Origin of the sequence: Xanthomonas sp. LF02-5 (assembly GCF_034105325.1) — a bacterium.
GTDB classification, from domain to species: Bacteria; Pseudomonadota; Gammaproteobacteria; order Xanthomonadales; family Xanthomonadaceae; genus Xanthomonas_A; species Xanthomonas_A sontii.
Genome location: NZ_JAXGGF010000003.1, coordinates 199,321 through 226,315 on the forward strand (window position 1 = coordinate 199,321; position 26,995 = coordinate 226,315).

Annotated in this window: 19 protein-coding genes; 4 read left to right on the forward strand and 15 right to left on the reverse strand. The window is 70.1% G+C overall.

From position 1 onward, the window contains the following. Positions 1 to 23: 23 nt before the first annotated feature. The 14 genes from SLW52_RS10010 to SLW52_RS10075 all read right to left on the reverse strand — a co-directional run bounded on the left by SLW52_RS10010 (position 24) and on the right by SLW52_RS10075 (position 17,862). The gene (locus tag SLW52_RS10010) at positions 24 to 1,235 is read right to left on the reverse strand and encodes a D-alanyl-D-alanine carboxypeptidase family protein (protein WP_017913472.1); all 1,212 of its coding nucleotides are present in this window, start codon (positions 1,233 to 1,235) and stop codon (positions 24 to 26) included. 149 nt (positions 1,236 to 1,384) lie between these two features. Next, positions 1,385 to 2,869: a septal ring lytic transglycosylase RlpA family protein gene (locus tag SLW52_RS10015; protein WP_320740229.1), complete on the reverse strand. Its 1,485-nt coding sequence runs from the start codon at positions 2,867 to 2,869 to the stop codon at positions 1,385 to 1,387. Continuing rightward, positions 2,866 to 4,002 (reverse strand): lytic murein transglycosylase B, encoded by a 1,137-nt coding sequence (gene mltB, locus SLW52_RS10020; RefSeq protein ID WP_017914484.1) that lies wholly within the window; start codon positions 4,000 to 4,002, stop codon positions 2,866 to 2,868. Before mltB ends, SLW52_RS10015 begins: the two co-directional genes overlap by 4 nt. Positions 4,003 to 4,198: 196 nt before the next feature. Continuing rightward, on the reverse strand, positions 4,199 to 5,590 hold the full coding sequence (locus tag SLW52_RS10025) for an NAD-dependent succinate-semialdehyde dehydrogenase (RefSeq protein WP_150409627.1): 1,392 nt from the start codon (positions 5,588 to 5,590) through the stop codon (positions 4,199 to 4,201). Between the two features lie 65 nt (positions 5,591 to 5,655). Continuing rightward, entirely contained in the window at positions 5,656 to 7,062 is a 1,407-nt protein-coding gene (locus SLW52_RS10030; RefSeq protein WP_320740228.1) for an NAD(P)(+) transhydrogenase (Re/Si-specific) subunit beta, read from the reverse strand. A 4-nt stretch (positions 7,063 to 7,066) separates the two neighbouring features. Then, positions 7,067 to 7,381: an NAD(P) transhydrogenase subunit alpha gene (locus tag SLW52_RS10035; protein ID WP_017909700.1), complete on the reverse strand. Its 315-nt coding sequence runs from the start codon at positions 7,379 to 7,381 to the stop codon at positions 7,067 to 7,069. A 3-nt stretch (positions 7,382 to 7,384) separates the two neighbouring features. Further along, positions 7,385 to 8,524, reverse strand: coding sequence for an NAD(P) transhydrogenase subunit alpha (locus SLW52_RS10040; protein WP_320740227.1), 1,140 nt, complete (start codon positions 8,522 to 8,524; stop codon positions 7,385 to 7,387). A gap of 274 nt (positions 8,525 to 8,798) precedes the next feature. Next, positions 8,799 to 10,229 carry a glycosyl hydrolase family 28 protein gene (locus SLW52_RS10045; protein ID WP_320740226.1) on the reverse strand — a complete coding sequence of 477 codons (1,431 nt, stop codon included), beginning with the start codon at positions 10,227 to 10,229 and terminating at the stop codon, positions 8,799 to 8,801. Further along, entirely contained in the window at positions 10,226 to 11,566 is a 1,341-nt protein-coding gene (locus SLW52_RS10050) for an AcvB/VirJ family lysyl-phosphatidylglycerol hydrolase (protein ID WP_320740225.1), read from the reverse strand. Before SLW52_RS10050 ends, SLW52_RS10045 begins: the two co-directional genes overlap by 4 nt. 325 nt (positions 11,567 to 11,891) lie before the next feature. Beyond that, positions 11,892 to 12,998: a rod shape-determining protein RodA gene (rodA, locus tag SLW52_RS10055; protein WP_017911558.1), complete on the reverse strand. Its 1,107-nt coding sequence runs from the start codon at positions 12,996 to 12,998 to the stop codon at positions 11,892 to 11,894. Further along, entirely contained in the window at positions 12,995 to 15,055 is a 2,061-nt protein-coding gene (gene mrdA, locus SLW52_RS10060; protein ID WP_267092825.1) for a penicillin-binding protein 2, read from the reverse strand. Before mrdA ends, rodA begins: the two co-directional genes overlap by 4 nt. A 1-nt stretch (position 15,056) precedes the next feature. Continuing rightward, positions 15,057 to 15,542 (reverse strand): rod shape-determining protein MreD, encoded by a 486-nt coding sequence (gene mreD / locus SLW52_RS10065; protein WP_010343694.1) that lies wholly within the window; start codon positions 15,540 to 15,542, stop codon positions 15,057 to 15,059. Further along, positions 15,539 to 16,645, reverse strand: coding sequence for a rod shape-determining protein MreC (gene mreC, locus SLW52_RS10070; RefSeq protein WP_320740224.1), 1,107 nt, complete (start codon positions 16,643 to 16,645; stop codon positions 15,539 to 15,541). Before mreC ends, mreD begins: the two co-directional genes overlap by 4 nt. A gap of 170 nt (positions 16,646 to 16,815) precedes the next feature. Further along, complete coding sequence (locus SLW52_RS10075) at positions 16,816 to 17,862, reverse strand: rod shape-determining protein (RefSeq protein ID WP_010343692.1); 1,047 nt, start codon at positions 17,860 to 17,862, stop codon at positions 16,816 to 16,818. A 260-nt stretch (positions 17,863 to 18,122) separates the two neighbouring features. Here SLW52_RS10075 and SLW52_RS10080 point away from each other — a divergent pair, with 260 nt between their 5' ends. From SLW52_RS10080 to SLW52_RS10095, 4 genes are all read left to right on the forward strand, one after another. Further along, a complete protein-coding gene (locus SLW52_RS10080) occupies positions 18,123 to 19,055 on the forward strand; it encodes a carbohydrate kinase family protein (protein ID WP_017911561.1) in 933 nt (310 codons plus the stop codon). 505 nt (positions 19,056 to 19,560) lie between these two features. Next, positions 19,561 to 20,073 carry a hypothetical protein gene (locus SLW52_RS10085; protein WP_152235672.1) on the forward strand — a complete coding sequence of 171 codons (513 nt, stop codon included), beginning with the start codon at positions 19,561 to 19,563 and terminating at the stop codon, positions 20,071 to 20,073. Positions 20,074 to 20,116: 43 nt separating this feature from the next. Continuing rightward, on the forward strand, positions 20,117 to 21,862 hold the full coding sequence (locus SLW52_RS10090) for an XVIPCD domain-containing protein (protein ID WP_320740223.1): 1,746 nt from the start codon (positions 20,117 to 20,119) through the stop codon (positions 21,860 to 21,862). 316 nt (positions 21,863 to 22,178) lie between these two features. Further along, positions 22,179 to 24,161, forward strand: a complete 1,983-nt coding sequence (locus SLW52_RS10095; RefSeq protein ID WP_295918648.1) for a sigma-54-dependent Fis family transcriptional regulator — start codon at positions 22,179 to 22,181, stop codon at positions 24,159 to 24,161. A gap of 434 nt (positions 24,162 to 24,595) precedes the next feature. On the opposite strand, the gene SLW52_RS10100 is transcribed toward SLW52_RS10095, so the two are convergent. Continuing rightward, on the reverse strand, positions 24,596 to 26,992 hold the full coding sequence (locus tag SLW52_RS10100) for a TonB-dependent receptor (RefSeq protein WP_295918047.1): 2,397 nt from the start codon (positions 26,990 to 26,992) through the stop codon (positions 24,596 to 24,598). Between the last annotated feature and the right edge of the window lie 3 nt (positions 26,993 to 26,995).

A 26,995-nucleotide genomic window follows, 5' to 3' on the forward strand; every position in this document is an offset into this window, starting at 1 on the left:
TCAGCCGGCTTTTTTCAAACAAATCATTCGGATTCCCACCACATCCAGAAGCTGTCCCACAGGCGCTTGAAGAAACCGGCCTCGTCGACCGCCTTGAGCGCCACCAGCGGGGCCTGCGCCACCACCTTGCCGTCCAGGCTCACCTTGACCATGCCGATCTGCTGGCCCTGCTTGATCGGCGCCTCGAGGGTCTTGGGCACTTCGATCGCCGGCTTCAGTTCGTTGTAACGGCCGCGCGGCACGCTGACCAGCAGCGGCTGCGCCACGCCCAGCAGCACCTGCTTCTCGGTGCCCTTCCACACGCGCTGCTGCGCGACCTGCTTGCCCGGCTCGTACAGGCTGTGGGTCTCGAAGAAGCGGAAGCCCCAGTTCAGCAGCGCCAGGCTGTCCTCGGCACGCTGCTTCTCGGAGCTGTCGCCCATCACCACCGCGATCAGGCGCTGGTCGCCGCGCTTGGCCGAGCTGAGCAGGCAGTAGCCGGCCTCGGAGGTGTGGCCGGTCTTGATGCCGTCCACGCTGGGGTCGCGCCACAGCAGCAGGTTGCGGTTCGGCTGGGTGATGTCGCCGACGCGGAATTCCTTGATCTTGTTGTACGCGTAGGTTTCCGGATAGTCGCGCACCATCGCCCGGCCCAGCAGCGCCAGATCGTAGGCGGTGGTGTAGTGGCCGTCGGCCGACAGGCCGTGGGCGTTGACGAAGTGCGAGCCGGTCATGCCGATCTTCTTCGCATACTCGTTCATCAGCGAGGCGAAGGCTTCCTCGCTGCCGGCGGTGTGTTCGGCCAGCGCGATCGCCGCGTCGTTGCCGGACTGGATCGCCATGCCCTTTTCCATGTCTTCCAGGCGCGCGGTCTTGTTGACCGGGAAGCCGCTGTAGCTGCCGTCGGTGCCGGCGCCGCCCTCGCGCCAGGCGCGCTCGCTGAGCATGACCTGGTCGTCGCGGGTGATCTTGCCAAGCTTCAGTTCGGCCGCGATCACGTACGAGGTCATCACCTTGGTGATGCTGGCCGGGGCCACGCGTTCGTGTTCGTTCTCGCCGGCCAGCACCTGGCCGGTGGCGTAATCCATCAGCACCCAGGACTTGGAGACGGCCGGCTTGGGCGCGGGCGGGATCGCCACTGTGGCCGGAGCGGCGGCAGCGGCGGCCGGCGGCGCGGGAACCGGGCCGGGCGTCTGCGCGGAAACCAGGCCGACGGCGAACGTGGCCACGGCAGCGACGGCGAAGCGGAATTTCATCTAAAACGACTCCTGGCGGGCCCGAAGGCCGATGGAAAACGCGACATTGTAGGCCGAGCCGGCGCCCGGGCAGGCGCGGCGCGGACACGCGCGCGAACCGGCGTTAAGCCATCGGCGCGCCGACCGCCCGCCGTGGCGGGCACGCCACCTCAATCCTTGACGATCTGCGGCCGGCCGAAGCCGAGGCCGGCGATGCGCGTGGCCAGCTCGGCGGCGCGCCCGTGGTCCTCGGCCGCCACCCGCAGCCGCCACAGGGTGCGGCCACCGGAGACGATGTCGCTGATGCTGGCGCCGACGATGCCGGCCGAGGCCAACTGCGACAGCGCGCGGTTGGCGTTCTCGCGGCTGGCGAAGCTGGCCACCTGCAGCAGGATGCCGAGCGGCCCGCGCGCGCTGTCGTCCTCACGCGGCGCGACGCTGGCGACCGGTGCGGGAGGCGCTGCCGGCGTCGCCACTGCGACGGTCGGGGCGGCCACGACGGCGGTCGCCGCGGCAACGGGCCTGGTCGTCGCGGTGCCGCGGGATCCGCGCACCGGGGTGCTCGCTGCGGCCACGCTGGGCGCGGGCGTGGCCGGCTTGCCAGTGGCCACGCGCACGCCGCGCGACTTCATCCAGGCGTCGAAACGATCGGCATCGCCGACCCGGCCCGGCGCGTCCTGCACGCGATAGCGCCAGCGCTCGCCTTCCGGCAGCGCCGCGGCCGTGGCGGTCGCCGCGGCCGCGGTAGGCGCAACGACCGCCGCCACCGGCACGGCACGCGCCGGCACGGTCGCGGCGGCGGCCACGCTGCCGCCGGCCGATCCGGCCGACTTCGCCGGCAGGGTCTTGACCAGGTTGTCCATGTCCGCCGCGCGCCGCACCGCCGCGGGATCGCGTGTGGCGGTGGCGGTGGACGCGCTGGCCAGCAGCGTCGCCGGGCGCCGGCCGGGAGTGCGCCGTGCCAGCAGGTCGCCGTTGTCGGCCGGGGTCAGGCCGCGCACTTCCACGCGGCCGGTGCCCTTGCCGGTGATGCCGAGCTTGACCGCCGCCGCGTAGCTGAGGTCGATCAGCCGGTCGTCGTGGAACGGACCGCGGTCGTTGATCCGCACCACCACCGACTCGCCGTTGTCCAGGTTGGTGACCAGGGCGAAGCTGGGCAGCGGCAGGGTCTTGTGCGCGGCGGTGAACGCGTACATGTCGTAGACCTCGCGGTTGGAGGTCAGCCGGCCATGAAACTTGCTGCCGTAGTACGAGGCGGTGCCGCGCTCGACGTAGCTGTGCGGATCGTCGATGACCACGTACTCGCGGCCCAGCACCATGTACGGGGAGCGGTTGCCGATCGCCGAGCGCGGCTCGTCGGTGACCAGCGGCTCGGGAATGCAGGCGACGTTGGGCACGTAGTCCGGGGTGCTGTCGCGCACGCCGGGCGCATACAGGCCACCGGCGGTGTAGTTGCCGCGCTTGGACGGATCTTCCTTGGCCGGCGCGTAGGGCGAGGTCGACGGACAACCGGTGGCGACGTGCGCCGGGCCCTTGCCCTCGACCCGGATGCCGGGCCCGGCGCCGCCGGCGGTCTTCTTCGGGGCGCTGCTGCAGGCGGCCAGCGCCAGCACAGCGACGACGGGAGCGATCCGGAGCAGCGCGTTCGGGTTCATGCCGGGGGTAACTCCTTGCCGGCGATGGCCTGGGACAGTTGGTAGACGGCCATCGCGTACATCTTGGAATTGTTGTAGCGGGTGATCGCGTAGTAGTTCTGGAAGCCCAGCCAGTACTGCTTGCCGGCGCTGCCGTCGAGCGTGATCGGCGTGGCGCCGCCGGCGGCTGCCGGCACCGGCGCGGTCGGCGTGTAGCCGCGCGCGGCCAGGTCGGCCAGGGTGTAGGTCGGCGTCCAGTCGGTCGGATTGAATTCCTCTGCGCCCGGGCGCAGCGTCGCCGGCACCGCGACCACGCCGTCGCGCACCCAGCCGCCCTTCTTGACGAAGTAGTTGGCGATGGACGAGAACGCGTCGTCGTAGTCGGTGAACAGGTTGCGCTTGCCGTCGCCATCTCCGTCGACCGCGAATTGGCGATAGCTGGAGGGCATGAACTGGCCCAGGCCCATCGCGCCGGCGTAGCTGCCGATCAGGCCGGTGATGTCCAGGTTCTCCTCGCGGGCCAGCGCGAACAGCTGGCCGAGCTCATCGCGGAAGAACAGTTCGCGGCGCACCTCGCGCTCGAGCTTGGCCGGGTCGCCGCTGCGCGGATAGCGGAACGCCAGCGTGTACAGCGCATCCAGCACGCGGTAGGAGCCGGCGTTCTTGCCGTAGCTGGTTTCCACGCCGATGATCGCGACGATGACCTCGGCCGGCACGCCGGTGCGCGCCTGCACCCGCTGCAGTTCGTCGCGATGCGTGGCCAGGAACGCGCGGCCGCCATCGATGCGCGCCTGGCTGATGAACATCGGCCGGTACTCGCTCCACGGCTTGACCCGCTCGGCCGGGCGCGACATCGCCGCGACGATCGCATCCTTGAACTGGGCCTGCGCCAGGGTCGCCTCGATCTGCGCCGGATCCATGCCGTACCTGGCCGCGGTGTCGCGGACGAAGTTGGCGCGGGCGACCTCGAACGGGACCGGGGTCAGGTCCACCGGCGGCGCCTGCACCACTTCCGGCGCGGCCTCGGCCGGCGGAGCCGGACGCGGCGCAGGCGGCGGCGCGCTGGCCTGCGGCGGCGACGGAGGCGCCTTGGGCTGGGTCGCGCATGCGACCAGGCCAAGCGTGAGCAGGCAAATCAGCGAGCGTCGGATCATGCCGGCAGACTAACAGATTCAAGATGAATTTCTACCAATAACGCCATGAAACAAAAGAACTTTGCCCCAGGTCAAGTGCGCCCGCAGCATGGCCTGCCGGCATGCACCGGGCACGCGCCCCGACCTGGGCGTGGCGACGGCACAAAAAAGCCGCCGGGGTTGCCTCCGGCGGCTTGGCCTGACGCATGACGCCCACTCAGAACGGCGCGTCGATGTCGACCACGTCGATCAGCTTGTGATTGACGAATTCCTTGATGCCCAGCCCGATCAGTTCGCGCCCGTAGCCGGAACGGCGCACGCCGCCGAACGGCAGGTCGGCCTTGACCATGGTCGGGTGGTTGACGAACACCATGCCGGTGGAGATGCGCCTGGCCACCGCCACGCCGCGCGCATCGTCGCCGGTGAACACCGAGCCGCCCAGGCCGAACGGCGAATCGTTGGCGATGCGCACCGCGTCGTCCTCGTCCCGGGCGCGGAACAGCATCGACACCGGGCCGAAGAATTCCTGGTGGTAGGCCGGGTTGTCCGGGGCGACGTCGGTGAGCAGGGTCGGCTGCACGAACGCGCCATGCACGGGTACCGGCGGCCCGACCTCGGTCGCGGTGGCGCCATGCCTGACCGCCTCGGCGATCTGCCGCTTCAGGTCGTCGGCGGCGCCCTGCGAAGACAGCGGCGCCAGAGTGGTCGCCGGATCCATCGGATCGCCGGCACGCAGCGCCGCCACGCCGGCGCGGTAGCGCTGCAGGAATTCGTCGTACACCTCCTGCACCACGATCATGCGCTTGGACGACACGCAGACCTGCCCGCCGTTCCAGTGGCGGCCGAACACCGCCCACTTCACCGTCTTCTCCAGCGGCGCATCGTCCAGCACCACGAAGGCGTCGGCACCGCCCAGTTCCATGGTCGACTTCTTCAGTGCCTTGGCCGCCTGGGCCGCGACGATGGCGCCGGCGCCTTCCGACCCGGTGAGCGCCACGCCGTGCACGCGCGGGTCGTTGAGGATGGTCTCCACCTGGCCGCGGGTGGCGTAGAGATTGGCGAAGGCCCCGGCCGGCAGACCGGCTTCGGCCATCAGCGCTTCGAACTTGGCCGCGCACTGCGGCACGTTGGAGGCGTGCTTGAGCAGCACGGTGTTGCCGGCCGACAGTTGCGGGGCGATGATCCGCGCGATCTGGTAGTACGGGAAATTCCACGGCTCGATCGCCAGCAGCACGCCCAGCGGCTCGTGCACCACCATCGCCCTGCCCTCGGCCGGATCGGCCACCGGCAGATGCTCCGGCGCCAGCAAGCGCTCGGCGTTGACCGCGTAGTACTCGAAGATGTCCGCCGACAGCCGCACCTCGGCTTCGGCCTCGCCGATCAGCTTGCCCATCTCCAGCGTCAGCAGGCATGCGTACTCGCGGGTGTTGGCGCGCAGCAGCCGCGCCGCGGCATGCATCACCCTGGCGCGTTCGGCGAACGGGGCCTGCTTCCATTGCTGGAACGCGGCGTCGGCGGCATCGATCGCGGCCAGTACCTGCGCATCGGTGGCCTCCGGGAAGGTGGCGAGCAATTCGCCGGTATAGGGATTGCGGGTCGCATAGGTCATGGTGGTGTCCTCGTGGAAGGTCGGAAAGCGCCGGACGCCTCGCGCCGACGCGGGAAGCGGTTGGATCAGGCGGCCAGTTCCTTCACCGCCTGCACCATGCGGTTGAGCACCGCGGCGGCGTCGCCGTAGACCATGTCGCAGTTGTCGCCGTAGAACAGCAGGTTCTCCACGCCGGCGTAGCCCTTGCCCTGGCCGCGCTTGATCACGTAGACCTGATGCGCCTGGTCGGCGTTGAGGATCGGCATGCCGTAGATCGGCGACGCCTTGTCGGTGCGCGCCGCCGGGTTGACCACGTCGTTGGCGCCGATCACCAGCGCCACGTCGGTGCTGGCGAAGCTGTCGTTGATGTCCTCCATGTCGTAGATCAGGTCGTAGGGCACGCCGGCTTCGGCCAGCAGCACGTTCATGTGCCCGGGCATGCGCCCGGCGACCGGATGGATGGCGAACTTCACGTCGACGCCGGCGGCCTGCAGCAGCTTCACCAGTTCGTACAGCCGCCCTTGCGCCTGCGCCACGGCCAGGCCGTAACCGGGCACGATGATCACGCTGGAGGCGTAGCGCATCGACGTCGCCGCATCGCCCGGCTCGACCGCGGTCATGCGGCCCTGCACGTCGCCCTGCACGACGGCGGCGCCGTCGCCGAAATTGCTGAACAGCACGTTGCCCAGCGAGCGGTTCATCGCCTTGGCCATCAGCACGGTCAGCAGGGTGCCGGCCGAGCCGACCACCATGCCGGCGATCATCAGCGCCGGGTTCTGCAGGGCGAAGCCTTCCAGGCCCACCGCCAGGCCGGTGAAGGCGTTGTACAGCGAGATCACCACCGGCATGTCGGCGCCGCCGATCGGCAGCGTCATCAGCACGCCGAGGCCCAGCGCGGCGATGAAGAACGCCGGCGCCGCCCAGGCGCCGCCCGTGCCGGTGACCACCAGCGCGCCCAGCACCAGCGCGGCCAGGAACACCACAGCATTGAACGCGCTCTGCCCCTTGAACCGCCATGCCGTGTTGATGCGGCCATCGAGCTTGGCCCAGGCGATCACCGAGCCGGACAGCGAGATCGCGCCGATCAGCGCACCGAGCACGGTCACCGCCAGATGCAGGCCGCCCTGCTGCGGCTGCCGCGCGGTCAGCGCGACCGCGGCCACCGCCGCGGCGGCGCCGCCGCCCATGCCGTTGTACAGCGCCACCATCTGCGGCATCGCGGTCACCGCGACACGGCGGCCGCTGCGCCAGGCCCAGGCACCGCCCAGCAGCAACGCCAGCAGCGCCAGTGCCAGGTTGGTCAGCGCGTGCGGACGCGCCGCGGGCTGCAGGTCGGCGAGATAGCCGAAGGCGGCGGCCACCGCCACCAGCATGCCGATCCCGGCCAGGACGATGCCGCGCAGCGCGGTCACCGGCGAGGACATGCGCTTGAGGCCGAGGATGAACAGCAACGCGGCGGCGAACCCGCTCAGTTGCACCAGGAGCGAGAGCATGGCGCTACTCCTTCGCGGCCGGCGCGGCGCTGGGCTTGAACATCGCCAGCATGCGGTCGGTGACCACGTAGCCGCCGGCGGCATTGCCGGCGCCCAGCAACACGCCGACGAAACCGATCGCCTGGCCGGCGACGGTGTCGGCATTGAACAGCGCGTGCATCGCGCCGACCACGACGATGCCGTGGACGAAGTTGGACCCGGACATCAGCGGCGTGTGCAGGATCGACGGCACCTTGCCGATCACTTCGTAGCCGGTGAACGCGGCCAGCATGAACACGTACAACGCGATCAGCCAGCTCATCGACAGATCGAGAGACATGACTCAGGACTCCTTGGTGGGAACGGGCGCGGCGGCCGGCACCGGTGGGTGGCAGAGGCGGCCGTCATGGGTGAGCGCGGTGCCGGCGACCACCGCATCGTCGAAGTCCGGCGCCAGTGCGCCGTCGCGCACCAGCAGGTCGAGCAGCCCCAGCAGGTTCTTGGCGTACAGCTCGCTGGCGTGCTGGGCCAGCGCCGAAGGCACGTTGCGCGGGGCGACGAGGGTGACCGGTCCGACCTCCACGGTCTGCCCCGGCACGCTGCCTTCGCAGTTGCCGCCGCTGTCGGCGGCGAGATCCACGATCACCGCGCCGGGCTTCATGCCGGCGATCTGCTCGCGGTCGATCAGGATCGGCGCGGTGCGCCCGGGCACGTTGGCGGTGGTGATGATCAGATCGGCCTGCTGGATGTGCTGGGTCAGCACCGCCGCGGCCTTGGCCCGCTCCTCGGCGCTGAGTTCGCGCGCATAGCCGCCCTCGCCGCGCGCATCGATGCCGGTGTCGACGAAGCGCGCGCCGACCGACTGCGCCTGCTCGCGGGTTTCCGGACGCACGTCGTAGCCTTCGGTGATCGCGCCTAGCCGGTGCGCGGTGGCCAGCGCCTGCAGGCCGGCCACGCCCAGGCCCATCACCAGCACGCGCGCGGCACGCAGCGAACCGACGGCGGTGGTCATCATCGGCAGGATGCGCGGCAGACGCACGGCGCCGAGCAGCGGCGCGTAGTAGCCGGCCAGTGCGGCCTGACTGGACAGCACGTCCAGCGCCTGCGCGCGGCTGATGCGCGGCACCGTCTCCATCGCGAAGGCGGTGATGCGGCGTTCGCACAGCAGCTCCAGCAGGCCCGGCAGCTTGGCCGGGTACAGCATCGCGATCAGCATGCTGCCCGGGCGCAGCGCCGCCACCGTGCGCAGCGATGGCGCCTGCACGGCCAGCAGCAGGTCCGCACCGGCCACCACCTCTTGCGCATCGTCGAGCACGGTGGCGCCGGCATAGGCCGCATCCGGCAGCCGCGAACCGCTGCCGGCACCGGCCTGCAGGCGCAATTGCGCGCCCAACTTGGCCAGCTTCGGCAGCACCGCGGGCACCATCGCCACGCGGCGCTCCTCGGCCTGTTCTTCCCTCAGGACTGCAACAGTGAACGCCATGATCGCGGCTCGCTTGGAGGACGCGTGCACTGTGCGCGCCGGCCGACGCGCGGGCATTGATCCGGATCAAGCGCGCTGCCGCATCACGCGCAAAAGAACGTGTGCGATGTCCGCAGCTAGGCGGCGGAACGCTGCGGTGTGACAGGGCGATGGCATCACGTGCGGACGATTGCAGTGCGTGGCGGCGCACGCCATCAAAGCCGCAAGACGCGGGCACCGAGCGCTCGCGCCACGCGGGCGCGCACCGGGTGGCCGCCGGCGTTGCGCGCGCGGGCTACAGGGTCGGGAACACCGGCGCGCTGCTGCAGGCTGGAATCGACCCGGCGAGCGTGGTCGCATAGGTCGAGGCCGCGCTGCTGTCCTCGCTCAAGCGCAGGTCGGATTGGTCCACGCCGATGCGCGCATTGCTGGCATGCAGCGTGGCGACATCGGCGGCCACGTGCGCCAGCACCAGCTCGAGCGGTGTCGCGGCGCTGTAGCCCTGCACCGTACTGCCCTTGCCGGCGGGCGTGTCCTGCGCGCGCAGTCCGTCGACCACGATCCCGGCGAAGGTCGGCACGCTGCCGCTGCGGCTGCCGCCGTGGTCGTGGCCGTACAGCGGCGTGATCACCAGGGGCTTGGCCACATCGAACAGGCAGGTGTTGCGGTAGAGCACGTCGCGCACCGGTCCGCCCTTGGCCAGGCCGGTCTTGATGCGCAGGCCGTTGTTGTCGGTGGCGACGATGCCGTCGGCGTCGTGGCCGACCAGGCGATTGCCGTCCACCAGCACGTTGCCGACGCCGTACATCACCTCGCTGCCGATGGAGATGCCGTGGGTGCCGTAGAAGCGCGAATCGCGCACGGTGATGTCGGCCGAGCGCGCGGCGCTGGTCTTGATCGCGATGCCGTCGTCGCCGGCCATCACGTCGTTGTCGGCCAGGGTCGCATTGCGCACGCTGTCCAGATCCAGGCCGTCGGTGTTGGGGCTGTTGGCCGGCGCCCTGACCCGCACGCCCCACACCGTGACGCCGTCGCCGCCGTGCACGAAGACGTGGAAGTACGGCGCATTGACCAAGTTGACGTGGTAGAGCTGCAGATCGGCGACGTCCTGCGCGCGGATCAGGTCGGGCGCGTTCTGGGTCTGGCCGGCGGCCTTGGCGCCGCGCGCGAATTGCCACCAGCTGTCGCTGCCGCCGAGCATCGGCAGGTCGCCGCGGCCGTCGATAGTGCCCTGGTGGCCGGCGCCGTCGCGCACGCCCATCACCCCCAGGCTGCGCCCCTGCAGGGTGATCAGCGCGCGGCAGCCGCCGCTGCGGGCCGCGGCCTGGCCGCAGGCGTTGCGGCCGGGCACCTGGTAGTCGGCGGGCCGACGCGAGGCGAACAGGGTCACGCCGCTGTCGATCGCCAGCGTGGTGTCGCTGCGGATCGTCAACGGTCCGCTGAGGAAGGCGTTGCCGCTGCCGGCGCGCAGCAGCACCGCGCCGTGCGCACCGGCGGCGCAGCGGTCGAGCGCGGCCTGGATGCGCGCAGTGTCCGGCGCGCTGCGCTCCTGCGCGTCGGCGAAGCGGCGCTGCTGCGCCTGCAGGGTGGCATCCAGCGCCATGCACACCGGCGGCAAGTGCGGTTCGACCACGTGGCGGGAATCGCCGGTCGCGGCAGCGCCAACGAACGCAGCGGCGGCGAGGACGCCGCCGGACACCAGCGCGACGCGCACAGGCTTGCTCATTGCCGGAGCGCGGCGTGCGACGGCGGCAGCGTGGCGGCGGGCGACGCCGCAGCGGCCGCAGGATGCGGCTCCGGCAGCTCGGCGACCGGCAGGCGCGCGTCGGCGGACAATTGCTGCCAGCGGTCGTCGACGATCGTCGCCAGCCCGGCCGGGTGTTGATCGAAATGGTGACCGCCGTGCAACACCACCACCTCCGCTCCACGCGCGCGCAATTGCGGGCAGAGCGTATCTTTTTCCTTGTCGCCGTACACGCACAGCAACTGCGCCGCGGGAATGCGCGCCAGTTCCGGCTGCACCGGCAGTGCGTCGTCGTCGTCGCCGAGGTTGAGCCAGCCGCGCACGCGGATCTGGAAATCGGCCTTGTGTTCCAGGCCCAGCAACGCGACCAGGCCGACCTGCTCGCGCTGCGCCTGTGGCAGTCGGTTGACCATGAACGGCAGGGTGGTGGCGCCGAAGGAATAGCCGACCAGCAGGATCTTCTGCGGACGCCAGCGCTGCTGGTAGTAGGCGATGACCCGGCTCAGGTCGGCGCTGGCCCGCGCCGGCGGCTTGGCCCGCCAGAAGTAGCGCAGGCTGTCCCAGCCGACCACGGCGATGCCGCGGCGCTGCAGCGCTTCGGCCATGCCCTTGTCGATGTCGCGCCAGCCGCCGTCGCCGGACAGCACGATGGCCAGCGGTGCGCCCGGGGTCGCCGAGGGCAGCTCGGTCAGCGGCAGATCGTCCAGCGCGCCGCCGCGGCCGCGCGCATGCAGGTGCGCGGCGACCCGCGCGGCCAGCGCGGCATCCACCCCGCCGTCGGCCGGCGCGGCCACGGTGTCGACAAAGCCCTGCGCTGCGGTCGCGGCGGCGGTGCCGGCACAGACCTCGGTGGGTGCCGGCGCCACGCCGATCGCGCCCCCCAGGGTCGCCGAGGGCGCCGCGCCGACGATGCGCGCGGCCAGGGTCGCGGCGGTGCCGGTGCCGGCCAGCACCGGCAGGTAGTAGCTGTCGCCGTGCAACTGCCGCTGCAGCCGCCGGCTCAGCCGTTCGGCGTCGTGCCAGGCCTTGTCGCAGCCGTGGCCGCCACGGCGCAAGTGCTTCAGATAGCGCTGGCCGTCGACCACCGCGACCAGCGCGCCGCTGGCGGCGATGCGCCGCGCGGCGTCCTGCCGCTGCGCCGGGCTGCCGCTGGCCAGCAGGATCACCAGCCCCTGCGGCGCCCCCTGCGGATGCACCAGGGTCGTGCGCCCGTAGCCACGGGCGTGCAGCGCCCCCGGCGGAAAGTAATAGCGCAGCAGTGCATAGCCGCTCAGGCCCAGCACCACGCTCGTCAACAGCAACACGCGCAGGAATTTCATCGACACGCATCCATCCCGGCCAACGCCGAGCCTCTGGACAACCACGGGAACGACGAGGCAGCGGCGGACGACGCAGACGGGTGGGCCGGAGCCCGGGTCGGCGGATGCGCTGCGGAGGATGCCTCGGCGATGTGGGCTGGGATGGATGCGCGGGGTCGCACCTGCCTACCCGGAAGTTCCTGCACACCTGTGGGCCGGGGGGAGCGGCGCGCGTCACGTGGCATCGACGCGCATTGTGCGGATGCACGACATGCGCCGCAATAATGCCGTCACCTGCCTGCAAGGTTGCGGTTAAGCCAGCGCGCGTCGAACGCCGTGCGCTGGTTCAGTAGCCGTGCACCGGACGGTGCGCCTTCACCGCCATCACAAGGCCCAGCCCGGCCAGCAGCGACACCGCCGAGGTGCCGCCGTAGCTCATCAGCGGCATCGGCACGCCGACCACCGGCAGCAGCCCGGAGATCATGCCGCCGTTGACCAGCACGTAGACGAAGAACGCCAGGCCGGTGGCGCCGGCCAGCAGCCGCGAGAAGGTGTCGCGCGCCTGCGAGGCGATCCACAGGCAGCGCCCGATCACGATCAGGTACAGGGTCATCACCGTGGCCACGCCGATCCAGCCGAACTCCTCGCTGAGCACGGAGAACGCGAAGTCGGTGGTCTGCTCGGGAATGAAGTTCAGGTGCGACTGCGAGCCCATGCCCCAGCCCTTGCCGTGCAGGCCGCCGGAACCGATCGCGATCTTGGACTGGATGATGTTCCAGCCGGCGCCGAGCGCGTCGTTCTCCGGGTTGAGGAACATCATGATGCGGTCCTTCTGGTAGGGCCGCAGCAGCCACAGCCAGGCCACCGGCGCGGCCGCGGCGACGCCGCCGACGGCGATGCCCACCCACCACCACGGCAGGCCGGCCAGCAGCAGCACGAAGCCACCGCTGGCGGCGATCAGCACGCCGGTGCCGAAGTCCGGCTGCAGCATGATCAAGGCGGTGGGAATGCCGATGATGACCGCGCTGACCAGCACGGTCGGAATGCGCGGCGGCAGCGGCATGCGGTGCAGGTACCAGGCCACCATCATCGGCATGCTGATCTTCAACAGCTCGGCCGGCTGCAGGTAGAACACCTTCAGGTCCAGCCACTGCCGCCCGTACTTGCCGGTGCCCAGCACGAACACCGCCAGCAGCGGCAGCATCGACAGCGCGTAGATCAGCGGGGTCCAGGCGCGCAGGCGCAGCGCCGACACCCGCGACAGGCTCCACATCGCCGCCGCACCGATGGCGAAACGCGCGCCCTGCGCCATCACCAGGTGCATGCCGCCGGCGCTCTTGAGCACCGCCAGCCCCATCGCCATCAGCGCGCCCAGCGCCAGGCACAGCGGCCAGTCCAGGGTACGGGTGAAGCGGCCGCCGATCTCGACCAGCCAGCGCAGGAAATCCTTCATCGCTCGTCCGGAATCTCGTCGGGGATCGGCGGCGGCGCAGCCGGCAGCGGCACCGCCGCGGCGTCCACCTCGGCCTGGCCGATCAGCACCGGGCGTTCGCCGGCGGCCAGTGCGACCGCGTCGGCGGCGGCGCGCGAGCCGGGATCTTCTGCGTAGTACAGGTGGCTGCCGAACGCGGTGGCGCCGCGCAGGCTGTCCAGCGGCTCGACCCCGGGCGGCAGTCGGCCGAGCAGCCAGGCATCGAAGATCTTGCGCGCGATCGGTGCGGCGGTGCTGGCGCCGTAGCCGCCGCCTTCCACCGCGATCGCCAGGGCGATGGTCGGCCGCTCCGCCGGCGCGAAGCCCTCGAACAGCGAACGGTGGCGCAGGTGCATCGGCAGGCTGCGCGGATCGACCGCCGCCAGTCCCTTACGGCTGACCACCTGCGCGGTGCCGGTCTTGCCGGCCATCTGGTAGGGCGCGCCGACGGTGATCGAATAGCCGCTGCCGCCCGGGCGCATGGTGTCCATCATGCCTTCGCGCACCGCCTGCAGATTGCTGGGATTGTCGCTGATCGGCTTGCTCGCGCCCGGCTGCACCGGCGCCCAGGGCTGGTCGAAGGCCTGGCGCGTGGCCATCACCAGGTGCGGCGTGCGCAGTTGCCCATCGGCGAGGCCGGCGACTCCGCGCACCAGTTGCAGCGGGGTCACCTTCCAGTCGCCCTGGCCGATGGCGATGTTGACCGTGTCGCCGGGGTACCAGGCTTCCTTGCGGCTCTTGGCCTTGTACGCCGGCGAGGGCACGATGCCGCCGGTCTCGCCGACCAGGTCGATGCCGGTGGGCACGCCGAAGCCGTAGCGGGTCATGTACTGGTCGACCTTGGTGATGCCCATGTCGATGGCCAGCTTGTAGTAGTAGGTGTTCACCGACTGCGCGATCGACTTGCGCAGGTCGGTCCAGCCGTGGCCGCCGCGGTGCGAGTCGCCCCAGCCGCGGCTGACCCCGGGCAGGTAGAACATGCCGGTGGAGAGGATCTTGTCCTCCGGGCGGCGGGTGCCGCTGTCCAGGCCGGCCAGGCCCATGAACGGCTTGATGGTGGAGCCGGGCGCCACGCCACCCAGCACCAGGCGGTTGAACTGCGGCCGCGACGGGTCGCTGTTGAGCGCCTGGAAATCGGCGTGGGAAATGCCGTTGACGAACAGGTTGGGGTCGTAGGACGGCAGGCTGACCATGGCCAGGATCTCGCCGGTGCGCGGATCGATGGCGATGGCCGAGCCCTGGTAGTCGCCGAACGCGGCGACCATGGCGCGCTGCAGGTCGGCGTCGATGGACAGGCGCAGGTCGGCGCCGGACTGCGCCGGCACCCGACCGACGGTGCGGATCGCGCGGCCCTGCACGTTGGTCTCGACCTGCTCGTAGCCGACCTTGCCGCGCAGTTGCTCCTCGTAATAGCGCTCCAGCCCGGACTTGCCGATGTGGGTCAGCGCCGCGTTGCCCTCGCCCAGCGTCTCCAGGTCCTTCTCGTCGATACGGCCGACGTAGCCGATGATGTGCGCGAACAGGTCGCCGTAGGGGTAGTGCCGGGTCAGGTAGGGTTCCAGCTCCACGCCCGGGAAGCGCCAGCGGTCCACCGCGAAGCGCGCCCGCTCCTCCTCGCTGACACGCAGCTTCAGGGTGATCGGGCGGAAGCTGCGGCTGGCCTTGCGCGCGGCCTGGAACCGCTCGATGTCTTCCGGCGACAGCGCGATGACCTTGCCCAGCTCGGCCAGCAGCGCGTCCATGTCGGCGACCTTGTCCGGGGTCACGTCGAGCCGGAACGCGGGCACGTTCTCGGCCAGCAGGCGGCCGTTGCGGTCGTAGATCATGCCGCGCCCGGGCACCACCGGCCGTGGCTTGATGCGGTTGGCGTCCGAGCGGGTGGCGTAGATGTCGTGGTCCAGCACCTGCAGCTTGAAGTACCAGGCGCCCAGGCCCAGCAGCGCCAGCAGCACGCACAGGAAGCCCAGCGCCGCGCGGCGCCGGAACTGCTCGGCCTCGGCGTGCGGGTTCTTCTGCGCGCGACGCGGATGCAGGGCCATGCTACTTGCTCCGCCGGCCCAGCCGCAGCGCGTCCAGCAGCACGAACAGCGGCGGCCACAGCGCCATGCCCAGCAGCGGCGCCCACCAGTAGTTCCACGGCAGGGTCGGCTCGCCGACGGCCAGGTGCACCGCCGCGGCGACGATGCGGTCGTTGACCAGCAGGCCGCCGATCGCCAGCGCCTGCTGCGACATCGGGAAGAAGCGGATGCGCGCGCGGAAGCGCTGCAGGATGAAGCTCAGGATCACCAGGCGCAGCGCCTGCTCGCCCAGCACCCCGCCGTACAGCAGATCGGCGAGCACCCCGACCGCGAAGGCGAAGCCCAGCCCGACCTTGTCCGGGGTCTCGATCACCCAGTACGCCACCACCAGCGCCAGCCAGTACGGCCGCAGCGGCTGCACCACCAACGGCAACGGCATCAACCCCAGCAACAGCGCCACGATCACGCTGACCGGGAGCACCCAGCCTTTGCTGCGCAGGCGGCTCATTGGCCCGTCTCCTTTGGAGCCGGGCGGGAATCGGGATTCGGGAATCGGGAATCGGATGTCGCGCGTGCCGGCTTGGTCGGCGGCGGGGTGGCCGCGGTGGCGGATGGGTGCACGTTCGGCGATGTCGAGGCGGCGGCGCCGGTTGCGGGGGCTTGCGTCACGCCCTGCGCTGGCTTGGCGTCACCGCTTTGTGCTGCTCCAGCCACGGGCGAAGCTCCTTCCGCTGCCGCTGCGGCAGGCGTCGCCAATTCCCGATTCCCGATTCCCCACTCCCGGCTCTTCAGCAACAACACATCCCGCCCGCGGTCCAGCTTCGCCGCCGGCTTCAGTTCGCCGACCAGGAAGGCGTGGGTGTCGTCCGGGCGCAGGGCGGAGATGGTGCCGACCGGGAAGCCGGCCGGGAAGCGGCCGCCCAGGCCGGAGGTGACGATCTCGTCGCCCACCTCGACCCCGGCGCTGAGCGGGATGTCGCGCAGTTCCAGGCTGCCGCCGCGGCCGTAGACGATCAGACGCACGCCGTTGCGCGCCACCGTCACCGGCACCGCGTGGTCGGGGTCGGTCAGCAGCAGCACGGTGGAGTGCAGCGGGGTCACCGCGATCACCTGGCCCATCAGGCCGCCGGCGTCGATCACCGCCTGGCCGACGTGCACGCCGTCGCGGCTGCCGGCATCGAGCACCAGGCGCTGCCGGGTCGGGTCCAGGTCGACGTCCAGGATCGGCGCCAGTTGCACGTCCAGGCCGCGGCGCTCGGCCACGCCCAGCAGTTCGCGCAGCTGCGCGTTGTCCAGCGCCGCGGTCTGCAGCCGGGTCAGGCGCGCCTTGGCGATCAGCAGTTCGTTGCGCAACGCGCGGTTTTCCTTGACCAGCTGTGCGTGGCTGGCCGCGTTCTCCTGCACCTGCGACCCCAGCCGTCCTGGCAGGCCGGCCAGCGCCCAGATCGGCTGCACCAGCACCGTAGCCTGGCTGCGCAGGCGGGCCAACCAGTCGGCCTGCGCGTCGAGCACGATCAGCACCAGCGCCAACCCCAGGTAGGCCAGCAGGCGCGGCGTGCTGGCGGATTCGCCGGGGCGGGCGGTGACGGGAGGACCGGCGTAAGGAGGCACGGGCTAAAGCCGGGAATGGGGAATCGGGAGTGGGGAATCGAACAACAACGGCGCGCTCCCGGCTCGATCGGGCCGGGGCGCGGATACGGCGGTGAACGCGGGTACTGGGGCATCGGTGCGGATGGGGCATTCGATTCCCCATTCCCCATTCCCGATTCCCAGCCTCACCATCACTCCGGCGCGAAGAACTCGTTGCCGTGCATGTCCACCAGTTCCAGCGCCCGGCCGCCGCCGCGGGCCACGCAGGTCAGCGGATCGTCGGCGACCTGCACGTGCAGGCCGGTTTCCTCGGAGATCAGCCGGTCCAGGTCGCGCAGCAACGCACCGCCGCCGGTCAGCACGATGCCGCGCTCGGCGACGTCGGCGCACAGTTCCGGCGGGGTCTGCTCCAGGGCCAGCTTGACCGCCGAGACGATGCCCGACAGCGGCTCGTGCAGCGCTTCCAGCACTTCGTTGGAGTTGATCTTGATCATCTTCGGCACGCCCTCGGCGAGGTTGCGGCCGGAGATCTCCATCTCCTGCACCACCGCCTGCGGGTAGGCGCAGCCGATTTCCAGCTTGATCCGCTCGGCGGTGGCCTCGCCGATCAGCATGCCGTGGTTGCGGCGCACATAATTGGTGATCGACTCGTCGAAGCGGTCGCCGCCGATGCGCACCGACTGCGAATAGACGATGCCGTTCAGCGAAATGACCGCGACCTCGGTGGTGCCGCCGCCGATGTCGATGACCATCGAGCCGCGCGCCTCGGTGACCGGCATGCCGGCGCCGATCGCCGCGGCCATCGGTTCCTCGATCAGGTACACGTCGCGGGCGCCGGCCTCCTCGGCCGATTCCTTGATCGCGCGGCGCTCGACCTGGGTGGAGCCGGCCGGCACGCACACCAGCACGCGCGGGCTGGGGCGCAGGAAGCGCGACTTGTGCACCTTCTTGATGAAATGCTTCAGCATCGCCTCGGTGTAGGTGAAGTCGGCGATGACGCCGTCCTTCATCGGGCGGATGGTGGTGATGTGGCCCGGCGTACGGCCGAGCATCTGCTTGGCCTCGGCGCCGACCGCGGCCACCGAGCGGGTGCCGCCGATCGCCCGGTCCTGGCGCACCGCCACCACCGACGGTTCGTTCAGCACGATGCCCTGGCCACGCACGTAGATGAGGGTGTTGGCCGTGCCCAGATCGATGGACAGGTCGTTGGAGAACATGCCGCGGAGTTTCTTGAACATCGGGGGATTGGGTCCTGGGGCGCGCGCCGTCGCCAGAATGGCGAAAAAATGGGCAGAAAACGAAGTCCGCTAGCCTAACAACCCGCCTGGGAGCGGGCAAGGAAAATTCTCGCTAAAACCACGCGTTGCGTGGTATCGGCGGGACCGCGATGGATCGTGGTTCTGGCCCTGCCGGGCCGCAGCCGTTACCCTTTGCGCCGCGGCGACCCCGCCCCTCGCCCGCCTGAATGCGGGCTCATTCCTCCGCCAAGGCCTGCCCGATGTCTGCACTGATCTGTGGTTCTCTCGCTTACGACACCATCATGGTGTTCCCGGACCAGTTCAAGAACCACATCCTGCCGGACAAGGTGCACATCCTGAACGTGTCGTTCCTGGTGCCGCGGATGCGCCGCGAGTTCGGCGGCTGCGCCGGCAACATCGCCTACAACCTGCACCTGCTGGGCGGCCACCCGATCCCGATGGGCACCGTGGGCCAGGACTTCGGCCCGTACCGCGAGCATTTCCAGGCGCTGGGCATCGACCTGTCGCGGGTCAAGGTGATCGAGGAGCTGTTCACCCCGCAGGCGTTCATCACCACCGACCACGACAACAACCAGATCACCGCGTTCCATCCGGGCGCGATGATGCGCAGCTACGAGAATCACGTGAAGGACGTGCCGGGCGTGACCCTGGGCCTGGTCGGCCCGGACGGGCGCGAGGGCATGATCCAGAACGCCGAGGAGTTCAGCGCCGGCGGCGTGCCGTTCATCTTCGACCCCGGCCAGGCCATGCCGCTGTTCAACGGCCCGGAGCTGCGCCAGTTCATCGAGCAGGCCGACTACGTGGTGGTCAACGACTACGAGTCCAACCTGCTGCAGGAGCGCACCGGCTGGAACGAGAAGGACATCGTCTCGCGCGTGCAGGCCTACATCACCACCCAGGGCCCCAAGGGCGCCCTGGTCCACACCCCCGAGAAGACCTACGACATCCCGCCGGCGCACGAGCGCCGCGTGGTCGACCCCACCGGCTGCGGCGACGCCTTCCGCGCCGGCCTGATCTTCGGCATCCAGCGCGGCTGCGACTGGCTGACCATCGGCCGCATGGGCAACCTGATGGGCGCCCTGAAGGTCGAGCACCCGGGCACGCAGAACCAGCGCTTCGACTTCGACGAATTCAACGACCAGTTCAAGCAGCAGTTCGGTTACGCGTTGTAAGGCTGGGGCACTACCGGCGGAACGGCAGCGTCGACACCTGGCCATCGCGCTTGCCGGACGCCTACCCGGCGGGCCGCCGTTCCACGACCGATTGCGACGCGGCATCCAGGCTTGCGGCGCCGATCCGGGCGGGGCTAGACTCGGCCGCCCGCGTCGATGGAATGATCGGATGGACACCGCGCCTCGCTGGACCGCCAGGATCCTGGCCGCCGCACCGATCCCGCGTGGACTGCTGCTCTCCATGTGCTGCGCGGCGACCCTGTGCGCCTGCGGCAACGCCGCCCAGGCACCCGCGAGCGCGACTCCCTCCGTGCCCCCGACCGCCCCCGCGCCTGCCGCGAACGGCCCAACGGCGCCTGCTGCGACGCATGATGCGGCGGCCGCGCAAGTGCCCGCCGGCCGCTATGCCACCCAGCCCGGCTGGGGCCAGCTGACCGTGCAGCCCGATGCACGCTTCACCCTCGAAACGCAGAATGTCGATGCCGGTTGCAGCTTCAGCGGCACGCTGCACGGAACCCAGGCCGCGGTCGACGACGGCACCTGCACGCTGCAGTTGGCACCCAAGGCAGACGGCGTGGCGGTGTCCGCCACGGCCGGCGCCGAGAGCGCGTGCCGGGAGTACTGCGGCGGCAACGGCAGCTTCGCAGGCGATTATCTGAAACAGGCTGCGACCTGCACACCTGAAGCCATGCAGCGAACGCGCAAGGCCTTCCAAGCATCCTACGATCGCAAGGACTATGCGGGTGCCGAAGCGACGCTCGCGCCGCTCTATCGCGACTGCGTGGCGGCCCTCAACTTCGGCGACGCCGGCGCCATCCGCAACGACTACGCGCTGACCCAGCATAAACTCGGCGACGATGCCGGATGCCGGCAGACGCTGGCGCCCTACCAGGACGACGCCAAGCGCAGCGACGACGCCATCAGCGAAGGCATGACGCCCGCCCTCGTCGACGATTACCTCCGCGTGATCCGCGCCGCACGCACCAACCTCAAGCTCTGCGGAGAAGGCAGAGGCTAACGCGAGCGTCTACAGGGACGACACACCATCGGGGAACAGCGACATGTCCGATCCAAACACCGCCCCCACCGCGGCAACGCCGCAACTCACCGACGCGCAACTCAAGACCTTGGGTTACTTCGCCATCGGCGTGGCCTCGGAAGGCAGCCTGGGCTCCAAGAATGTGGCCTATCACCTGTCGTTCGCCGGATCGGTCGAGGGCAACACGCTCAAGCCGGTGGCCAACAGCGGCTTCAGCATCGGCACGCTGCAGACCGACCTGGGCGCACATCCGGACGTCGTCCCGACGCTGGTGGATGCCTACCAGACATGGGCCGCCCGGCAGACTCCGAGTCTGGCGCTGTCGGAAAACCAAAGAACACAGACGATCTCCGATCTGCAGCGCAATGGCGATGCCATCCGCGCGGACAACGGCCGCGCACCCGATGCAACCGTGCTCAAGAACCTCAATACCTTCCTGGCCTCCGATGCAGGCGTGCAATTCGTACACGATCGCGACCGCACGCAGATCGACCATCTGATGCGCGAAGGCGACGGCAAGAAGGACCATGGCGGCGCGCTGCACCAATTGCGCCAGACGGAGTTGTACAAGAACGCGAGCCTGGACGACCAGGCCAAGTACGCCACCGTGCTGATGAAGCTGGAGAACCAGGCCGGCAAGAGTCAGTATCCGAAGATCCTCAAGGGCATCAACGACGGCAGCCTCGGCAGCGTCGAGGACGTGGTGAACAAGGTCGACGCGCTGCTGCCGAACAAGACCAACAAGAAAGGCGAGGTGGTGCCCGACTACATCGAGAGCGGCGTCCACCACGCGCTCGCAGGTACCGAGGTGTTCAACAAGCTCCGTGCGGCGCAGCCTGGAAATCCCCTGCATGATGCTTTTGCGGCGGTTTCCGCCGACCCATTGCGCAGCCCGGTCGACCTGAAGGGCGATACCGCGCACGCGGATGCGCTGCATCAGTACAACGCGACCAAGACCCTGTTCCTGCAGAACGGCCAGTCGCCAAAACTGATCAGCGCCCTCGACCAGGACAGTGCGTTCGGCTACAACCTCAAAGGCCGGAACGGCAAGACGGTGGCGCAGTCGTCGAGCCTGTTCGGCGCGGACAACGATGTGGTCGTCTTCGATGGGAACGGTCACGGTACCGCCTTCGTCGGCGGCAAGTGGAGCGCGGTGCAGCGCGACGAGGTCAAGCGCGTCGGCAATGCCGATCAGAGCGTGGATCTTCAACTGCGCAAGGACGGCAAGAGCGAAACGCTGCTGCACGTACCGACCCCGGCGCAGTTGCGCGAACGCAGCGAGCAGCAGCAACCGCAAACGCCTGCGCCGGATCGCACCCCGGCGTCGGCGCCCGGCCCGAACGACGCCAGCCACCCGAATCATGCGCTGCTCGAGCAGATCCGCGAGGGCGTCAGAAGGATCGACCAGGATCTGGGCAAACCGTACGATGCGGCCAGCGAACGCCTGAGCCGTGCTGCGTTGGCCGCTTGCCGGGACAATGGCGGCCCCGGCAACGCGCCGCTGGCGTCGAACGCACTGGAACGGGCCGATCGCGTGGCGCTCACCGAGAAGGGCCATCTGGTGGTGGTCGAAGGTGAACAGCGCGACCCGGCGCAAAAGCGCGCCAGCGTGGATGTGCAAGTGGCGCTCGCCACTCCGGTGGAGCAGTCCGACCAGCGACTGCAGGCCGCGAACCAGGCGATCGACCGCGAACGGCAACTCACGCAACAGCAGGAATTGGCGCGCGAGCGGGACGCACCGAGCCGCAACGGCCCGGCACTGGCATAACCCGACTTCGGCCGGGCGCATGCGGCAGCGCGCATCGCGCCGTCTGCGTAGCAGGCGGTGCGGTGCGGCACTCGATTCGATTCGCCCCGTCGCCGTTCCCGCACGCGACGGTGGATGCGGATGCACTACGACATGGCGCTGCCGGGGCGCGGCGTGTCCTGCACGCCCACCGACAGTCATGATGGAGCGAGGATCCCAGCGCGACCGGGGGATCGACGGCGGGCGACGCCATCGCTTTGCTGCACTGCGGGTTGAGCCCAGGCCTGGTTTGTGCGTCACTTGCGCAAGGGCCCCTGGGGGGGACGAGAGCGCGCCCATGTCCGAGTCGACTGTCGCCAGCCTCGCGCAAGCCAAGGTCGTCGCACCATCCGCCGCCGAGGCCGACTGCGCGCCGCTGGCGCGCATGCGCCATTTCCGCCAGATCGAGTCCTTGCCGCCGGCGCTGGCACGCTCGTGGCGGCGCTGCCTCGACGAGTACGGCCTGGCCCCGGACACCCACCCCTCGCCGATGGTCCATGACGACGGTGAGTTGCGCGAGCGCCAGCAGCGGCTGGAGGCGCTGCTGCGCATCGCCAAGGTGGAGATGGAAAATCTCTACGAACAGATCGCCGGCGGCAGCTACGCGGTGGTGTTCGCCGACACCGAGGCTACGGTCCTGCACAGCGTGCAGGATCCGGCGCTGCTGCGCGCATTCCGCGAGACCGGGCTGTTCTGTGGCGCCAGTTGGGCCGAACGCTACCAGGGCACCAACGGCATCGGCACCTGTGCGGTGGAGGGCAGTGCGCTGAGCGTGCACCGCGGCGAACACTACCTGGAGCGGCACCTGCCGTTGTCCTGCAGCGGCGCGCCGATCCTGGATCCGCAAGGCAATCTGCTGGCGGTGCTGGACGCTTCCACGCCCGACCCGCGCGATACCAAGCTGGTGCAATGCCATACCGGCGCGCTGGTGCGCATGTCGGCGGCGCAGATCGCCCGTGCGTACTTCCTGGAGCAGTACCGGCATGCGTGGATCCTGCGCTTCCACAGCCGCCCGGAGTTCGCCGGGCTGCTGCACGAAGCGTTGATCGCGGTGGGCAGCGATGGCCGCGTGCTGGCGGTCAACGAGGCCACGCTGGAACAGCTCGGCAAGCCCGACCGTTCGCCACTGGTCGGGCGTGACATCGCCCAGGTGATGCAGCTGGATTTCGACACGCTGGAGCAGCGCGCGCGCAAAGACGCCAGCACGTTGTGGTCGATCCGCTGCGCCTGCCACGGCCGCCGCTTCTTCGCCCTGGCGCAGCCGCCGCGTGCGCGCAGCGCTGCCGGCCGAACGCGCGCCGCGGGCGAGGACGGCCAGGCCGCGCGCGCCAACGATCATGTCGGTTCCGATCCGCGCATGCTGCACAACCTGGACAATGCGCTGAAGTTGGCCAAGCACCGCGTGTCGATCCTGCTTTGCGGCGCCACCGGCACCGGCAAGGAAGAGTTCGCCAAGGCGGTGCACCGCAGCTCGCCCTGGGCCGACCGCCCGTTCGTGGCGGTGAACTGTGCGGCGATCCCGGAAGCGCTGATCGAGAGCGAGCTGTTCGGCTATGCGCGCGGCGCCTTCACCGATGCCGCGCGCGAAGGACGCCACGGCAAGCTGTTGCAGGCCAGCGGCGGCACCCTGTTCCTGGACGAGATCGGCGACATGCCGCTGCCGCTGCAGACGCGCCTGCTGCGGGTGCTGGAGGAACAGAGCGTGACCCCGCTGGGCAGCGACCGCGCCGTGCCGCTGGAACTGCACGTGATCAGCGCCAGCCACCGCGACCTGGCGCAGATGGTCGGCAGCGGCGGCTTCCGCGAAGACCTGTACTACCGCCTCAACGGCGTGGTGCTGCACCTGCCGCCGCTGCGCGAGCGCAGCGACAAGGCCGAACTGATCCGCACCCTGCTGCGCGAGGAAAGCGGCGAGCAGACGGTGCGCATCAGCGAGGATGCCCTGCACAAGCTGCTCAGCTATGCCTGGCCCGGCAACCTGCGGCAGCTGCGCAACGTGCTGCGTACCGCGGCGGTGCTGTGCGCCGATGGCATCATCCGCATCCCCAACCTGCCGCAGGAAATCGTCGACGCCGACAGCGGCCCATGCCTGCTCGGCGACGATGCGCATGCCGGCGACGGCATGCCCGGCCGCGTCGCCCTGGACAGTGCCGAGCGCAGCGTGCTGCAGCAGCAGCTCGAGCGTCACCGCTGGAACGTCAGCCGCACCGCCGATGCGCTGGGCATCAGCCGCAATACCTTGTATCGCAAGCTGCGCAAGCACGGGTTGGCGACGGCGTGAATGGTGGCGGCATCGCGATTCAAGGGGTTTGCTGCGCGTCGCGAATGAAGCCTCGCCTGTCGCGTCTTGCCATTCGGTAGCGGCTTGAGTGCTGTGGGGTATTGGCGTCCCAACCGTTGAGGCGGCTGGAGGACGTCTGGCTTCGATGTCGCGGCTGAAGCCGCTTCCTACGACAACCGCTTTTTACGACAACGGCTTGCGGGTCGCTGAGATCGCACACTGTGGGAGGGACTTGAGTCCCGACTGCGGACGGAGCCGGATAGGTTCCGTCCGAGGTCGCGGCTGACGCCGCTCTGCGCCGGTGACCAAGCGCGGACCCAGGCAGGAGCGGCGTCAGCCGCGCCAGTCGCCCGCGCCGACTGGCCTGCAGCCGTCTTGGACACGGCGGATGGCACGCGCCGAGCGGTGCCACCACACGAACCGCAAACCGCCCGCTAGAAACGCCAGCGCAAACCGACCTGGTACTGCCGCGGGGCGCCGGGGGCGACGAAGCGCGAGGGGCCGTCTTCGACCGCAGCGTCCTGCGGGCGCGCCAGGACGCCGCCCGGGAACAGGTCCTCGGCGATCGCCGCATACGTCTCGTAGCGGCGGTCGAACACGTTGTTGACCCGCAGGTACAACGACAGGCCTTCGGCGAGTTCCCAGGTGCCGTGCAGGTCGAGCAAGGCATAGCCGCCGGTGGACAGGTCGTGGCGTGCCGGCGCCTCGCCTTCCTCGGGGTCTTCGACCAGGCCGTCCTCGTTGCCGCTGGCCACGCGCCGCGACACCGCGCGCAAGTCGGCCCCCAGCGTCAGCTGCGCCAGCGCCTGCCAGTCCACGCCCAGCTTCAGCGTGTTGCGCGGCAGGCCGGCGATGCGCGTGCCCGGCCGCAAGGTCACCGTGCGCTCGCCGGAGAGCAGTTCGCCGGCGCTGCGGTAGGTGGCGTCCAGGTAGCTGTAGCCGACGAACCAGCGCAGCGCGCCGTGGCTGCCGCGGTAGCTGAGGTCGGCGCCCTGATAGCGGGTGCGGTCGACGTTGTCGAAATAGCCCTGCTGGGAATTGGGTGCGCGCAGGAACAGGATGTCGTCGCGGTTGTCGGCGCGGTACAGCGAGGCGTTCAGCGTCTGCGCCGGCGTCGGGTTCCAGCGCAGGCCGAGCTCGTAGGTGCGCGAGACGATCTGCTCCAGGCGCGGGTCGGCCTGCAGCCCGGTCGGCAACCGGCACGGCTGTTCCGGGTCGGCGCAGCCGAGTTCGATCGCGGTCGGCGCGCGGCTGTTCTGCGAGGCCGAGGCGAACGCGGTGAAGCCGTCGCCCAGGCGCTGGGTGATGCCCAGCGAGGGATTGGCCTTGGCGAACACGAAGCGCTCGCGCGGCAGCACGCCGTCGTCGGCGGTGGACAGGGTGTTGGCGACGGCGACGCGGTTCCAGCGCAGCGCGGCATTGAGGTGGGTGGCCTCGCTCAGCTCCCAGGTATCGGCGGCGAACAGGCCCAGGGTGCTGCTGCGCCCGTCGACGCCGGAGAAGAACTCCCGATCCTCGTCCGGATCGGCGACCACCGAGCGATCGTCCTGCACGAACGCCTCCTGCTCGTACTGCCGGTAGCGCACGCGGTTGCGGTCATAGGTGGCGCCGATGCTGAGCGCGTGCGCGCCGGCCTGGTGGCTGAGGTTCAGTGCCACGCCCTCGGCGTGCTGGCGCATCTGCGTGGTGTTGAGCACGCCGCTGCGCAGCGCGTCGGCATCGGCGCGCGACACCGTGCAGCCGGCGTCCAGCGGCGTGCCGTCGGCGGCGTAGCCGTCGGCGCAATCGTCGACGAATTCCTCGTAGTCGTCGTTGATGTCGCCGTTGACGGTGTCGCGCCGCCCCTGGCGGTAGTAGGCGAGCAGGTGCAGTGCGGTGCGCTCGTCGAAACGATGGTCGAACTGTCCGGTGAGCAGCGTGTTGCGGTTGCGGGTCAGGTCCGGCGAGGTGTAGACCGCGGCGCGGTCGGCTTCGTACAGCCCCGGCTCCGTTCCCTCGTCGGTATAGCGATAGCTCGGCAGCAGGCCATTGCCGACCAGGCGGCTGCGCCCGTGCAGCAGCGACACGTCCCAGTCGGTGCGCTCGCCCTGCCGCCCGAACTTGCCGAACACGGTGCCCAGGCGGCCGGCGGAGGCGTCGCGCCAGCCGTTCTCGTCGAAACCGGTGGCCGCGACGAAGGCATGCAGGCCGTCGGCACCGGCGTAGCCGTAGGACGCATCCAGGCGCTTGCGCGCGCCGCTGCCCACCGACAGGTCGGCACGCAGGCCCGGCGCGGTCAGGCCGGACTGGGTGGTGAAGGCCAGCGCGCCACCCAGCGTGTTGGGACCGAACAGCGGGTTGGAGCCCGGCATCAGCGCGACGCTGCGGATCGCCGCCTCCGGCATCATGTCCCAGCTGACGATGTCGGCGAACGGCTCGTTCATGCGCACACCGTCCAGGTACACCGACACGCCCTGCGAGGCGCCCGGCAAGGCCGAGGCACGGAAACCGCGGAAGGTCAGGTCGGTCTGGAACGGGCTGCCCTGCACCTCGTTGGTGTCCACACCGTTCATTTCGCGCAGCAGGAAGTCGGTGAGGTTGCCGGCCTGGCTGCGTGCGATGTCGTCGGCATTGGCGGTCTGCACCGTGTACGGCAACAGATCGGCATCGATCAGCGTGCCGGGGATCGGCGTGGCGGTGACCTCGACCCGGTCCAGCGCGGTGATCTGCGCGTCGTCGGCGTTGACCGTGGTCTGCGCGTGCGCCGGTGCGGCGAGCAGGCCGATGGCGGTGGCGACGGCCAGCGCGAGCAGGCTCGGCGGCGGAGTATGCGGTCCTGGGGTGTGGGTCATGCC

Excerpts from the sequence above, each read along its gene's own strand:
- SLW52_RS10015 (WP_320740229.1), bottom strand. The coding sequence starts at position 2,869 with ATGAACCCGAACGCGCTGCTCCGGATCGCTCCCGTCGTCGCTGTGCTG.
- SLW52_RS10030 (WP_320740228.1), bottom strand. The coding sequence starts at position 7,062 with ATGCTCTCGCTCCTGGTGCAACTGAGCGGGTTCGCCGCCGCGTTGCTG.
- SLW52_RS10035 (WP_017909700.1), bottom strand. The coding sequence starts at position 7,381 with ATGTCTCTCGATCTGTCGATGAGCTGGCTGATCGCGTTGTACGTGTTC.
- SLW52_RS10045 (WP_320740226.1), bottom strand. The coding sequence starts at position 10,229 with ATGAGCAAGCCTGTGCGCGTCGCGCTGGTGTCCGGCGGCGTCCTCGCC.
- SLW52_RS10080 (WP_017911561.1), top strand. The coding sequence starts at position 18,123 with ATGTCTGCACTGATCTGTGGTTCTCTCGCTTACGACACCATCATGGTG.
- SLW52_RS10025 (WP_150409627.1), bottom strand. The coding sequence starts at position 5,590 with ATGACCTATGCGACCCGCAATCCCTATACCGGCGAATTGCTCGCCACC.
- SLW52_RS10090 (WP_320740223.1), top strand. The coding sequence starts at position 20,117 with ATGTCCGATCCAAACACCGCCCCCACCGCGGCAACGCCGCAACTCACC.
- mrdA (WP_267092825.1), bottom strand. The coding sequence starts at position 15,055 with ATGGCCCTGCATCCGCGTCGCGCGCAGAAGAACCCGCACGCCGAGGCC.
- SLW52_RS10075 (WP_010343692.1), bottom strand. The coding sequence starts at position 17,862 with ATGTTCAAGAAACTCCGCGGCATGTTCTCCAACGACCTGTCCATCGAT.
- SLW52_RS10050 (WP_320740225.1), bottom strand. The coding sequence starts at position 11,566 with ATGAAATTCCTGCGCGTGTTGCTGTTGACGAGCGTGGTGCTGGGCCTG.
- SLW52_RS10100 (WP_295918047.1), bottom strand. The coding sequence starts at position 26,992 with ATGACCCACACCCCAGGACCGCATACTCCGCCGCCGAGCCTGCTCGCG.
- SLW52_RS10095 (WP_295918648.1), top strand. The coding sequence starts at position 22,179 with ATGTCCGAGTCGACTGTCGCCAGCCTCGCGCAAGCCAAGGTCGTCGCA.
- SLW52_RS10010 (WP_017913472.1), bottom strand. The coding sequence starts at position 1,235 with ATGAAATTCCGCTTCGCCGTCGCTGCCGTGGCCACGTTCGCCGTCGGC.
- rodA (WP_017911558.1), bottom strand. The coding sequence starts at position 12,998 with ATGAAGGATTTCCTGCGCTGGCTGGTCGAGATCGGCGGCCGCTTCACC.
- mltB (WP_017914484.1), bottom strand. The coding sequence starts at position 4,002 with ATGATCCGACGCTCGCTGATTTGCCTGCTCACGCTTGGCCTGGTCGCA.
- mreD (WP_010343694.1), bottom strand. The coding sequence starts at position 15,542 with ATGAGCCGCCTGCGCAGCAAAGGCTGGGTGCTCCCGGTCAGCGTGATC.
- SLW52_RS10040 (WP_320740227.1), bottom strand. The coding sequence starts at position 8,524 with ATGGCGTTCACTGTTGCAGTCCTGAGGGAAGAACAGGCCGAGGAGCGC.